This window comes from Mesorhizobium sp. L2C084A000 (assembly GCF_000502875.1).
Lineage (GTDB): Bacteria > Pseudomonadota > Alphaproteobacteria > Rhizobiales > Rhizobiaceae > Mesorhizobium.
This window is the reverse complement of the sequence record NZ_AYWX01000003.1, coordinates 264,553-277,031: the sequence shown is the minus strand read 5'-3', so window position 1 is coordinate 277,031 and position 12,479 is coordinate 264,553. Positions and strand designations below refer to the sequence as shown.

The 12,479-nt window shown below is 62.3% G+C and carries 11 protein-coding genes and 1 pseudogene; 7 read left to right on the top strand and 5 right to left on the bottom strand.

Annotated elements, in window-relative coordinates; translation table 11 throughout:
* Positions 1 to 17 precede the first annotated feature (17 nt).
* From X735_RS155720 to fae, 6 genes are all read left to right on the top strand, one after another.
* Positions 18 to 911 (top strand): NAD(P)-dependent methylenetetrahydromethanopterin dehydrogenase, encoded by an 894-nt coding sequence (locus tag X735_RS155720; RefSeq protein WP_023810423.1) that lies wholly within the window; start codon positions 18 to 20, stop codon positions 909 to 911.
* A gap of 13 nt (positions 912 to 924) precedes the next feature.
* Positions 925 to 2,019: an ATP-grasp domain-containing protein gene (locus X735_RS155725; protein ID WP_050592668.1), complete on the top strand. Its 1,095-nt coding sequence runs from the start codon at positions 925 to 927 to the stop codon at positions 2,017 to 2,019.
* The gene (gene mch / locus X735_RS155730; protein WP_023810421.1) at positions 2,016 to 2,972 is read left to right on the top strand and encodes a methenyltetrahydromethanopterin cyclohydrolase; all 957 of its coding nucleotides are present in this window, start codon (positions 2,016 to 2,018) and stop codon (positions 2,970 to 2,972) included. Before X735_RS155725 ends, mch begins: the two co-directional genes overlap by 4 nt.
* A 135-nt stretch (positions 2,973 to 3,107) precedes the next feature.
* Positions 3,108 to 4,055 carry a RimK family alpha-L-glutamate ligase gene (locus tag X735_RS155735; protein ID WP_023810420.1) on the top strand — a complete coding sequence of 316 codons (948 nt, stop codon included), beginning with the start codon at positions 3,108 to 3,110 and terminating at the stop codon, positions 4,053 to 4,055.
* A gap of 10 nt (positions 4,056 to 4,065) precedes the next feature.
* Entirely contained in the window at positions 4,066 to 4,926 is an 861-nt protein-coding gene (locus tag X735_RS155740) for a triphosphoribosyl-dephospho-CoA synthase (protein WP_023810419.1), read from the top strand.
* Positions 4,927 to 5,075: 149 nt separating this feature from the next.
* Positions 5,076 to 5,582 carry a formaldehyde-activating enzyme gene (fae, locus tag X735_RS155745; RefSeq protein ID WP_013532036.1) on the top strand — a complete coding sequence of 169 codons (507 nt, stop codon included), beginning with the start codon at positions 5,076 to 5,078 and terminating at the stop codon, positions 5,580 to 5,582.
* A 137-nt stretch (positions 5,583 to 5,719) separates the two neighbouring features.
* On the opposite strand, the gene X735_RS155750 is transcribed toward fae, so the two are convergent.
* The gene (locus X735_RS155750; protein WP_031212969.1) at positions 5,720 to 6,430 is read right to left on the bottom strand and encodes a HisA/HisF-related TIM barrel protein; all 711 of its coding nucleotides are present in this window, start codon (positions 6,428 to 6,430) and stop codon (positions 5,720 to 5,722) included.
* Positions 6,431 to 6,463: 33 nt separating this feature from the next.
* On the opposite strand from X735_RS155750, the gene X735_RS155755 reads away from it, so the two are divergent.
* Positions 6,464 to 7,501 carry a hydantoinase/oxoprolinase family protein gene (locus X735_RS155755; RefSeq protein WP_023810417.1) on the top strand — a complete coding sequence of 346 codons (1,038 nt, stop codon included), beginning with the start codon at positions 6,464 to 6,466 and terminating at the stop codon, positions 7,499 to 7,501.
* 20 nt (positions 7,502 to 7,521) lie between these two features.
* Here X735_RS155755 and X735_RS155760 read toward each other — a convergent pair whose 3' ends face one another.
* From X735_RS155760 to X735_RS1000000169745, 4 genes and pseudogenes are all read right to left on the bottom strand, one after another.
* Positions 7,522 to 8,112, bottom strand: a complete 591-nt coding sequence (locus X735_RS155760; RefSeq protein ID WP_023810416.1) for a DUF447 domain-containing protein — start codon at positions 8,110 to 8,112, stop codon at positions 7,522 to 7,524.
* Between the two features lie 4 nt (positions 8,113 to 8,116).
* A pseudogene (locus X735_RS01000000165720) lies at positions 8,117 to 9,518 on the bottom strand (DUF6513 domain-containing protein).
* On the bottom strand, positions 9,511 to 10,062 hold the full coding sequence (locus X735_RS155765; RefSeq protein ID WP_023810415.1) for a flavoprotein: 552 nt from the start codon (positions 10,060 to 10,062) through the stop codon (positions 9,511 to 9,513). Before X735_RS155765 ends, X735_RS01000000165720 begins: the two are co-directional and overlap by 8 nt.
* A gap of 3 nt (positions 10,063 to 10,065) precedes the next feature.
* Positions 10,066 to 11,895: a (5-formylfuran-3-yl)methyl phosphate synthase gene (locus X735_RS1000000169745; RefSeq protein ID WP_023810414.1), complete on the bottom strand. Its 1,830-nt coding sequence runs from the start codon at positions 11,893 to 11,895 to the stop codon at positions 10,066 to 10,068.
* Positions 11,896 to 12,479 lie beyond the last annotated feature (584 nt).

Genomic DNA, 12,479 nt, shown 5'->3' with positions numbered 1-12,479 from the left:
AGGCAGAAAGGCAAGAAATGGCCCGCAAACACATCCTGCACATGCTGACACCGTTGAAGCAGATGAGCCCCTTCGACGTGAATATGGCGCTCGACGCAGGTTTCGACGCCGTCGTCCCCTATGTCGATGTAAGCCTCGCCGAAGTGACAGGCCTGGTCCAGGACGCGATCTTTTCGCGCCCGCCGGATGCGGGTGTCGACACCGGCATCTTCATCGCCGGGAAGGATGCCTCGTTGGCGCTCGACATGTTCGACGCCGCGAAGAAGGCGATGGTTCCGCCTTTCCAGGTTTCGGTATTTGCCGATCCGGCCGGCTCGTTCACCACGGCCGCGGCGATGGTGGCCAAGGTCGAAAAGGCGCTGGAGAAGAAATTCCAGCGTGGGCTCAGGGATACGAGGGTGGCTGTTTTCGGCGCCACCGGCGTCGTCGGCTTCTGCACCGCCGTCATCGCGGCAGAGGAAGGTGCACGGGTCACACTTGTCGGCCATGACGGCATCGAAAGGGTCAAGCAGATCGCGGCCGAGATCGAAAGCAGATTCAACATCATCGTCGATGCCGCTGACGGATCGAGCGACGCCCGCAAGACAAAGCTGGTCGAGGCAAACGAAATTATCCTGGCTTGCGCTAAAGCCGGCGTCCAAGTGGTCTCCAAAGCCCAATTGAAAGGCAATGACCTGCTTATTGCGGCCGACGTCAATGCTGTTCCCCCGGCCGGCATCGAAGGATTGGCCGTCAATGCCAATGGTGATCCACTCGAAACGGCAAAAGCTGTCGGCATTGGTCCGCTTGCCATCGGCAATGTCAAATATAAGGTCGAATTCGGTCTCTTCAAAAGAATGATCGAATCCGAAAAGACGATCACGCTCGATTTTCAGGAAGCGTTTTCCCTTGCACGCGAAATTGCCAAGTAACGCCGGATCTCTTTTGATCGCGGCAATTTCAGGCCGGGCGCTGGCCGCCGCCGCGCGTCGCGCCGGCTATCGTCCGCTGGTCGCCGATTTCTTTTGCGATACGGACACCGTCGCACTCGCAGAACGCGCGACGATATTGCCGGGCGACCTGCAGGGGGGCGTCGATGGCGAGCGCATCATCGACACGCTTCGGCGATTGGCTGGCGACGACCTCCCGGTCACCATTATCCTGGGCTCTGGGTTTGAGCGGATGCCTGAGACCGTGGACAAGATCGCGCGACACTTTCCGCTCGCAGGCAATGGCGGCGGCGCGATCCGCAGGATCAAGGATCCGCAGTTGCTGGCTGATGATTGCGCCGAACTCGGCATCCCGCATCCGCAATTGCGATGGGACCAGCCGCCTGATCCGGAGAACTGGGTGATCAAGACCGCGGGCGGCGCCGGCGGCGGGCACGTCAGACGAGCAGCCGGAGAAAGCCCGACCGCCGGCCGCTATTTCCAGCGCTTCGTTGCCGGACGCAGCATCTCGGCCCTGTTCGTCGGCAACGGGCAAACCGCGCACATCGTGGGCTTCAGCCAACAGTGGACGTCCCCCTCCCCGACAGCGCCCTATCGCTACGGCGGCGCCGTGCGGTTGAGACGCTTCGATCGCAGACAGGCGGCGCTCATCGGCGGTTGGCTCTCAAGTCTGACGTGGCGCGCCGGCCTGGTTGGATTGTGCAGCGCCGATCTCATCCGCGGGCCGGATGGCTACAAGTTCATCGAGATCAATCCGAGGCCAGGCGCCACCCTCGACATTTTCGACGATATCGAAGCGCCATTGATCGAAGCGCATCTGCGCGCCGCGACGGGTCAGGTCTTCCGCTTGCCGCGCTTCGTCGATTCGATGGCGTCGATGGTGACTTACGCCGCGACGCCAATCACTCACTTTCCGTCGATCGCCTGGCCTGAATGGACAGCGGACCAGCAGTCGGCTGGCACCCGTCTGATTGCCGGCGACCCTGTCTGCACGGTCTTCGCGCGCGGTCCGAGCGTCCAATCGACCAAGCGGCTCATCAAGGGACAAGCCAGTCAATTGCAACTCCAATGGGAAGGAGACCGGACATGAAAGACGGTTCGGCATTCCTGAACGACAATGCACAGCGCATCGTTGACGGCATGATCGGCGACGCCGAACGCCTTCGTATCGTCGTCTCCACGGGGCCATTGGGCGAGCGCCTGATCGATGCCGGCGCCAAGACCGTCGGCAGCGTCGAAGCCGGGCTGCGCATGGCTGAGGCCGCGATGGGCGGTCTCGGCAGCGTTTCGGTGTTCATGGATCGCGCGTCACAGCAATGGCCGTTCACCGTCGAAGCGCGCTCTTCGCAGCCGGTGCTAGCCTGCCTGGGCAGCCAATATGCGGGCTGGAATCTATCTGGCCAGGACTATTTCGCCATGGGATCTGGGCCGGCGCGGGCGCTCGCCCGGGTCGAACCCCTGTTCGAAACACTTTCCTATCGCGACATCGCATCGTCTGCGGTGCTTATCCTGGAGACGGCCGAACCGCCTCCCCGCGCGATCGTTGAGAAAGTGGGCAAGGCAACTGGACTGGCGACGGAAAAGCTCACCTTCCTCTATGCGCCGACACAAAGCCTTGCCGGCGGCGTGCAGATCGTTGCGCGCGCGCTCGAGGTTGCCCTGCACAAGATCAACGATCTCAAATTCCCGCTGGAGAACGTTGTCGATGGCATCGGAACGGCTCCGATCCCCGCCCCCCATCCGGATTTCCTGACCGCCATGGGCCGAACCAACGATGCCATCATCTATGGCGGCAGCGTCCAGCTCTTCGTGAAAGGATCGGCGAAAGAAGCTGGCAAACTCGCGGAAAAACTCCCAAGCAGCGCCTCACGGGACTATGGCCAACCCTTCGCCGAGATCTTCGCGCGGTTCAAGGGCGATTTCTATGCCATCGACCCGCTGCTGTTCAGTCCGGCCGAAGTGATCGTGACAGCGATCGAAACCGGCGATACGTTTCGCGCCGGTCGGCGTGATCTGAAGATGCTCGAACGAAGTCTCGGCTAAGAGGATGGCGGTGCAAAGGGATTCGTCCGTCATTCGCCTGCCCGACGACTGCATTTCGTGCAGCCCCGTCGCGGACGCGGCCATTGGGGCGCGGAATCGCTCGCGCCTCCGAGGTTCCCGCACCCGAGGCGCCACATGATCCCTCGCATCCTGATCGTCAGCGACAAAGTGGACACCGGCTCGAACGGCCTGGCGGCAGGGCTTGGTCGGCGAGGCGCCGCCGTTGCAGCCGTGCCGCTGGCGGCGATCGCATTCGACACCAGCAGCCCGAGCGGGCTTTCGATCCCTGGCTTCGGCGGCACGCTGCCCGACGCCGTGCTCGTCCGTTCGATCGCCGCCGGATCGTTCGAAGCGATTACCCGGCGCCTCGGCGTGCTGCACGCGTTAAGCAGACTGTCGGTTCCCGTATGGAACTCCGCGCAGGCGATCGAGCGCTGCGTCGACAAGTCGATGACGACATTCCTCTTGAAAAATGCCGGCCTGCCTACGCCACGCACCTTTGCCATAGAAGGACTTGCCGTCGCCGAGGAGATCGCGGCGCAAGAGCTTCCGCGGGGACCGCTGGTGCTGAAACCATTGTTCGGCGCGCAAGGCCGCGGGATAAAGCTGATCCGCGCGCTCTCGGACCTGCCGGCCGCAGAAGAGGTGAACAGCGTCTACTACCTTCAGCAATATGTGTCGCGTGCCGGTCCGCCTTTCCGGGATTTTCGCGTCTTTGTCTGCGCCGGCGAGACCGTGGCGATGATGAGCCGCATCAGCGACGACTGGATCACGAACGTCAACCGGGGCGGCGTGCCGGAACAGGTTTCCGAACATGGCAAGGCGGAACTGGCCTCGCTGGCTGTCGCAGCGTCAGCCGCGGTCGGCGCGGATTTTGCCGGCGTGGACATCGTGCGGGCTGACGACGGCAATCTGTTCATACTCGAAGTGAACAGCATGCCCGCCTGGTCGGGATTGCAATCGGTGGTCGCCGTGAACATCGCCGAAGCAATCGCCGATGCCTTGCTGAAACTCCTGGCCGACCGCGCCGAAGCGGCCGCCGCGCCGCGGCCCTACCGTTTCGCCGCGCCTGCGAATTCGTGAGGCCGCTAGGATGGCGCTATCGCGTGAACGCCTCCGGGCCAGCTACAAGGATGCCTGCAGGATGGAGATCGAAGCCCTCAAACCGGGCAACGTCCATCTGTTCGCCGACGGACACGGAATGTCCGCCGCCCAGTTCATGATGAGTGCGGAGGTTTCTTCCGGGCCGCTAACCGATCCTCGTCTGCCGGTCGGACAGCGCATGCTGGAGGCAGTGCGCGCGACACGACTGGCGGTCGCAACCAATACCAATCTCGGAATCATCCTTCTGACAGGGCCACTGATATGCGCCGCCGAAATGGGCGGTGACAGACTGCAGGACAATCTCGACTCGCTGCTTCGGGCTTTGAGCGTGCAGGATACCAAGGCGGTATTCGAGGCGATCGTCACGGCCGCGCCAGGCGGCCTCGGAGAAGCCGCCAACGACGTGCGGCAGGAGCCGAAGATCCATTTGCTGGACGCGATGCGGGAGGCCGCCGACCGCGACATGATCGCCCGCCAGTACGGCAGCTGTTTCGGCGACGTGTTCGGGGTCGGGCTCGCCGCGCTGGATGGAGCGTTGGCACGTGGAGAAACCGGCATGTGGCCGACGGCATTCGTCTACATGGCGTTTCTCGCCGGCTTCCCCGACAGCCATGTGATGCGCAAGCACGGCGTTGACGTCGCAAATCAGGCGCGGCAGGAAGCCGTTGCCGTCCAGGCGGCGCTCCACGCCGAGGGCGACGAACCGTCGCGCATTCGCCTGCTCATGGAGTTCGACCGTCGGTTAAAGACCGACAACATCAATCCCGGCACCTCGGCCGACCTCACCGTGGCTACTCTTTTAGTCCACACCCTCGCCCTCACCTTGCATAATCGCGGCGTTGGTGCTTGACTTCCAAAAGCGGAAGCTGTGCTTCCGCGGCTATCTAGCCAACCGGTCCGGGCAAATCCGGACGCTGCCAACAAGGATAGCTGTCCATCGAGCGCCTGCTCGGTTGCAGCGTCCGTGGACATCATAATTGTGTCTTGGAGGAAATTGGCATGGCAAAAATCTCAAAGGTTATGGTCGGTGAATCGCTGGTGGGAGACGGCAACGAAGTCGCGCATGTCGACCTGCTCATCGGCCCGCGGGGGAGCGCGGTCGAAACGGCATTCTGCAACGCGCTTACCAACAACAAGGACGGCTTTACTTCGCTTTTGGCGGTGATCGCGCCCAATCTTCAATGCAAACCCAACACCGTGATGTTCAACAAGGTCACGATCAAGGGCGCCAAGCAGGCGGTCCAGATGTTCGGCCCGGCGCAGCACGCCGTGGCAAAGGCCGTGCAGGACAGCGTTGCGGACGGGACCATTCCGGCCAACGAAGCGGACGACGTGTTCATCTGCGTCGGGGTATTCATCCATTGGGACGCGGCGGACGACGCCAAGATCCAGAAATACAATTACGAGGCGACGAAGGAAGCTATCCAGCGCGCCGTTGCAGGAACGCCGACCGCCGCCGAAGCAACTGCCCAGCGCGACAAGGTCAAGCATCCGTTCGCAGCCTAGACAAGAGACAGCCCCGCACAGGAAAAACCCTCTTCTGAGACGGATGGTCTGTTGCGCCGGCTGAAAAAGGTTCTGGGCTTTTGAAACGTCAACTCCCGAAGGGCGCTCGCCCTTCGGGAGTTGACGAGCGACGATTGTCAGGCGCCGAGTGACGCGAGGCGGCCGGGGGTGAGCGTAGCGTTGTGCAATGAGGTTGCGACCAGCGCCGCGGCGACACCCATCGCGGACAAGGCGCTGATGTCGGTCTCATTGCGGACGCCGCCGGCCGCGATGACGGCGCGATTTCCGGCCTTGGCCTTGACCTCCTGCAACCGCCCGAAGTCGGGACCGGCGGCCGCACCGACCTTGGCCAGCGTCATGACAATCACCTTTTGCGGCCAAAGCTCGGGCTCATCGAGAAGAGAACGCGGTCCGCAAAAACTATCGCCGACGAAATCAAGGGACAGGATGAGATCGGGATGATCGCGAAAACGCCGCAGCAACATGTCGTCCCGCTGCGATTCAGAGCCCAAAACAGGAGACAGCGAGCGTTCGGCAAGCGCCGCCAAAAGTGTCTTTTCGTCGGCCACACCGGCATCGACCCAAAGTTCCGGCGGCTCCGCCATCGTCCTCAGCCGGGCGAGTGCGTCGCTGTTTGGCACACCGCCTTCGATAGCGTCCAGATCCGCGATGTAGAAGGTCGAAAAAGGATAAAGCCCACGCAGTCCTTCAGCGACCGCGACGACATCAGGGCTTCGGCTGAGCGGCGTAACGATCGGCCTGTAGCGATCGCGTTTTCCCTGCTGGGCGCGAACCACCACGCCGTCTTTCAGGTCGAGAACCGGAATGATACGCAACGCTTTTTTCACCGACCAATTGCCCCCGTCATGAAAGCTTGAAGCGTGGAAAAAAGAAAGGGCATCATTGCCGGTTTCGACATTGGCGGCGCACATCTGAAGGTGACCCGCGCACAAGACGGTCGCATCGTCGAGGCGGTAACGATCGCAACGCCGCTCTGGCAAGGGCTGCACAAGCTGGCTTCAGCCCTCGACGAAACGGCTCCGATCTACGCGGGTGCGGATCTCAACGCATTCACCATGACAGGCGAACTGTCGGACATCTTTCCGTCTCGCGATGTCGGCGTAGCGGCTCTGCTGGGTCAGATTTCCACCCATTTCCCCACAGACAAAAAGCTGGTCTATGCCGGACCATCCGGTTTCGTCGGGGTCGAGCGGGCAGCGCAGCTAGGCGCCGATGTGGCTTCCGCCAATTGGCACGCGACAGCCTTATTGGTGGCAAAACTTGCCGGCGATGCCCTGTTCGTCGACATGGGCTCCACCACCACCGATATCATCGCCATCAAGAACGGCGCCGTGGCCAATGACGGCTACACCGACGCCGGACGGCTTCTAACCGGCGAATTGGTCTATACCGGCTTTACCAGAACATTCCTGTTCGGCGTAGCCTCGTCGGCTCCCGTCCGTGGCAGGCTAACGCCGCTGATGAACGAGTATTTCGCCTCAATCGCCGACGCTCACCGCATCCTGGGCGTGCTCGACGAGGACGACGACAGGCACCCTCCCGCCGACGGCAAGGAAAAGACCGTGGATGGCTCGATCGCGCGGCTGGCGCGCATGGTCGGGCGCGACGCCACTGACCTTACCCCGCCGGAATGGGGTGAAGTCGCGCGCTGGTTCAGCGAGCAGCAACTGCGCAAAGTGCACGATGCAGCGTCGCTGGTTGCCGGAACCCTGCCTCGGGATGTCCCGATCGTCGGCGCCGGAATCGGCCGCTGGCAGATCAGGCGACTGGCAGAACGCATGGAACGCAGTTACATTGATTTCGCCGACATCATCCCCGCTGATGACACCATTCGCGGGCAAGCGAGCAGCGCGGCACCCGCGTCCGCGGTGGCGCTTTTGGCGGGATATCCTTCGTAAGCAGGTTGCGGCGCCCGCGCCTATGCTCGCGCGTCCTCGCTACCGGAACTTTTGGCGGTCAAGTGATCGCTGACACGCTGCATCAGCCAGCCCCAGGCTTCCTTTTCACCGTCGCCTGCTGTCTTTTCGATGGCGATCGAAAGGTAGGCGATTTCCGCCTCGATCTTGTCGCGCGGCAGCATGCCGAGCCGGCTGACCAGGATGGCCAGCTCAAGCACCGCCGCCTTGGCTCGGTTGAGGCCGGTGAACGGCGCAAGCGCTTCCTCCCGCACCACGCGGCAGAAATGGCGGGGGCGCACGCCATTGTCATCGACTGCCTGGACTTGGAGCCCCGAATACGCCAGCGCCGCCTCGAGCCTCGGCACCGGAAACCCGTCAACCGGAACGATTGGCCAATGCTTGCGGCCTGTCAGGCAGCCGGCAAAGACACGCACGTCGTCGGTATAATTGGCGATGGCGAACGGCACTTCGGCGAGATTGTCGAGCGTGACCGACGGCCGGAACGGCGCAATCACCCAGCCGTCATTCTCGGCAATGATGCCGATCGGCGCGATGTGGACGTTGCCTGCCTTGTTGACCGTCGTGATGATCGATTCGCGGATGTAGGGCATGGTCCTAGCGCTCTTTCCTTGCGCGGAGCGTCTTGCCCGGCTCGGCAAGACGGGTACGGTCGGTTTCGGGAGCCGGCGCGGCAACGCCCCATGCGAGCGGCTCGTCCTGCACATAACGCTTGCCGAGGCGCCACGCGATCTCGGCCTTCATCAGTTCCGCGCCGAGGTAAAAAGCGTGTGCGCCATCGGCGTTGACGTCCAGCCCGGCAAAAAGTTCGAACGCATCCGTGGCAACTGCATGCCCTTTGCTATTGAAAACATGGATGCCGTCCTCCGCTACCGCGATCCGGAAGTTGGCATCGCGCACCTGGACCGCCAATGCCTCGATATCGTCGGTTGAGGCTGTGAAAGGCTTGCGATCGTGGACCTGCAACAGGCCTGGGTGATAGCCGCGCGGCAAGGCGCCGTCCGTGCAAGCAGCCAACATGACGCGGCGGGCGATATCGTGCTCCTCGATCGTCCGCACCGTGTGTGGGCTGACATGCACCGCCAGCACGTTTCGGATCCGGAGTTCCGAGCAGAGTCCCGCTAGAACGGCCGTAACACCAGAACTGTCCGCGTCGGTCAATTCGGTGAGATTGCCGGTGCCCATCAGCAATTCGACGTCCGGCCAGCGGCGCCGCGCCTCGATGAAGCGCCCGAGTGAAACGGCGAAGCCGAAATGGATCGGGTCGAGCACGGGATCGGCAATGAAGGCGATACCGGCCTTTTGCGCGGCTTCGATGGCCCGGCCGAGCGAATCCAGATCGCCAGGCGTGGAAGGTATCAACACTGCCGTAGCCCTATGATCGAAGATCAACGGCAGCGTGTTCTCATCGAGGCTGAGAAGATAGTCCGCGCCGGCGCGTGCCCCGATCGTCAGTTCGTCCACGCTGGCCGAATCGACGCTGACCATAAATCCCCGTGCCTTGAGCGCTCGCACAGCCTCCGCCAGCAATGGAAACGGCGTCTCCGGCAGGCAGCCCAGATCGATGACATCGGCGCCGGCCGCAGCTAGCATCGAGGCCCTCGCCATCAGTGCCTCGACCGACAGCATCGGCGCATCGACGATCTCGGCGAAGATGCGCATATCGTGACGCGTCAGATCCGGCGGTTTGCCCGCCCGGCCAAGGAAGGCCGGAAGGTCGGCGATCTCGTCGGGGCCGCGCACAAAAGGCACGCCGAAATGCTCCGACAGGTGCTCGATGTTTCCCCGATAGCGTCCGGGTAGGATGACGCGGTCGGCGTCTCCTGTCAGAGTGAGCCGACGCTTCACAATGTCCTCGCTCATCAGCGCGGCGACCTTGACGCCGACGTCGACGATTTCCCACGCGAATTCGGTTCTGCCCAGCCCGGCCAGCAGCCGTTCCAGCNTCCAGCCGCGCCTTGGCCAGATGGCCGGTAAGAAAAACCAGCCGCTCAGCCATCGCTTGCGAGTTCGGCCTGTCGCCGTGTGAGCGAGGCTTCGAGATCAGCGAGCGACTCGACCACCTGGGTCCGCTCGAAACTCTTCAACTGCTCGGTATTTTCCAGATCGATCCTGCGCGGATAGACCTTGACCAGCCCGTGCGGTGCCTGGGTTTCGAGTTCCGGTGCGGTGTCGCAAGCAAAGACGATGGCTGGCACACGGCACTTTCCCGCTTGGGCAAAGACATTGGTGGCGAGCGTGTCGGAAATGCCATGCACGCATTTGGCGACCGTGTTGGACGTGGCCGGCGCCACCACGACCGTGTGATAGACACCGTGGTAGAATTCGCCGACCGGGATCGCGCTCGCGGTCTTGTCGTGCAGCACGCGCGTCGTCTCCGGGAAATCAAGTTTGAGCTTGTACATGCGCAGCACTTCGTTGGCGGCCTTCGACACGAAGACATCGCAATGTTCGAGTTGGCGAACAAGTGCGAAGCTCTCCGTAAAAAAATGCCCGGAACCCGTCAAAACCCACGCCCAGCGCGGCACATGCAGCTTCACCATCGGCTATCCCGCCTTCTTTGCCGACGACCCTGTAGAAGCCACGATCCTGATGCCGGGCAGCTTGCCCAACACGAGCATCGCGCCGGCCTCGGCAGCATCCTTCGGACCGGCGAGATGGAAATCGACGCCGTCAGGCAGCATGGCGGCAAAGCCTGGGTCGACAATGCCTCGGGTCCTCAGGCTGTCAGCGGTATCGCTGTCGAAGAATGCACCGGTCTGCTTGATAAGCAACAGCGCGTTTGCGCCAAGCTTACCGGCAAGCCAGGCGGCCAGAGAATCGGAGGTAATGTCCCAGGAGGCCGGAACATCCAGCGCCGGCAGTGCCAGTGACGACGGCAGCCACACCGGAACCTTCCCCGCCTCCAACGCTCGCCCGATCTCATCCAGCGACCGTGCCGGCGTCAGCCTTTCGTCCCGGTCGAGGATGACATGGCCGAACTGTTCCATGGCCAGGATCGCCATGGCATGTGCGGCGGTGTCGGAAAAATCCATGCGTGTCTGCGTCTCACGCACATGATCGGCAAAGAGCCCGCCGCCGGGCACGATGACGATCGGCAGCCGGGAACCCGCCAGCGCTGCGATCCAGCTCTTCATCTCCGCCGCGTGGGCCGTGCTGCCGCCAAGCTTGACGATGGCCCGTCGGAGCATTTCGGGGCGTTCCTGGCGCGGCCGGAAGACAACGCTTCGGTCTTCTCGGCCAGCGGTGCCGGAGGCAGCGCCGCGTCCCGCCGATTGGCGCTTGCGTTCGATCTCGACGCCGACACCGCCAGGACCGAGCTCGAGCTTTTCCACCCTTACCGTAACGCGCACGACCCGCTGGTTCTCCAGGACGTGCGCTGCCACCTGCTCGGCCAAAGCCTCGCTGAGCTGGATATGGCCTCGCGCGACGATGGTGCGAATGCCGTCCATGATGATGTCATAAGAGAATACATGGCGCATGTCCTCGGGATGGTCGGTGATTTGCAGCACGTCGGCGGTCACATCAAAGCGCACTTTTTGAGTATGGCCATGCTCGAAGCTGTAGGCGCCGATCTGGACCGGCAGAACAAAATCCCGCACAAAAGTCCTGTCCGTGCCCAGTGTCGGGTCGGTGTCCGGCGAATAGCCTCTCGCCGCCAACAGGCGATAGTCGATACTCAATTGACCGCCGGTCCCGGATTCCGTCGGGATCAACTCTCGAATCTGCGAGACCGCCTCGGCGCTGATCGAACTCGTGCGACCGGAATGGCCACACAGCGCCCCCCGAAAGCCGAGAAAATCCGGAGCGAAAGGCAATAGGCGCGGAATATCCGGAGCTTCCAACGATCCACTCAGGCCTGCCATCAGACCGAGCGATTTCGTGCGATCGACGAATCCCGGAATACGCTCCGGCGGCAGATGATCGAGCAGCCGGCCCTTCCCCTTTTGCGCGGTATCGACCATCACGCCATGGAAGCGATGCCTGGCGAACATCGGCAGAAGCTCGAACTCCGGCGCCAGATCGGCAAACAGCACGGCAATCAGCTTCGTTCGTGCAGCGAGCGGTTCGAGCGCTTCTACGCAGGCAGAGATATTTGCCGAAGGGAAAAATCCGATCTTCACATAGTCGACGCCGGTCGCCGCGATCTCTTCGGCCTTGATGCGGATCGTTTCGGGCTCCATCGGCAGGTCGCCGCAGACCGCGCTGACCGGAGCCCGACCAGCGATGAACGAAATGGTTCGGCGCATGGTTTCCGTGGACACCGCGCCCAGGGCTCCCGCCTTCGGGTCCTTCAGGTCGACGATATCGACACCTCCAGAAAGAGCGATCTCCGCCTCTTCGATGCCGGTGACGCTTGCCAGCATTCTGGTCATTTGAACAGTTTCTCCAGTTTGGAGGACAAGACGTTTTTATAAAGGCGGTCGATGCCCCTGCGCCACGTCTCGTCGGTGTTGCCACGCGAATCGACGCTGGCGACTTTCCGCACCGTTCTGGCAGGCGCGAAAAGTCGTCCGATAGGGTTTGATAAATTTTGCGGGTCGGCTAAGTTGATCATGGGCACCTTGACTTGGCGCGGGTCCGGCAACAGTCGAACCTTTGCGCAAGAATGGGTAATTACTATCGATGACGAGCGCGGTGCCAGGCACTCTCGCTGCCTTTTTGTGCTTTTTTTCCCTGACCGTCAACGTTTCCGATGCGGCAGGCCAGGAAACGGTGGCGAAGCCGGAAAAAAAGACAACTGAAATCAAGATAGGCTATTTGCGCGCCTACGCGCCGCAATTGACGCTTTCCATGCTCGACCTGCCGCCGCGCGACGAAGGTGTCGCCGGCGCCGAGGTGGCGATCGGCGACAACAACACGACGGGAAAGTTCACCAACCAGAAATTCAGCCTGGACGTGACCGAGATCAAACCCGAAGGCGACGCGGTTCGGGCGTTCGAGGACATGATCGCCAAGG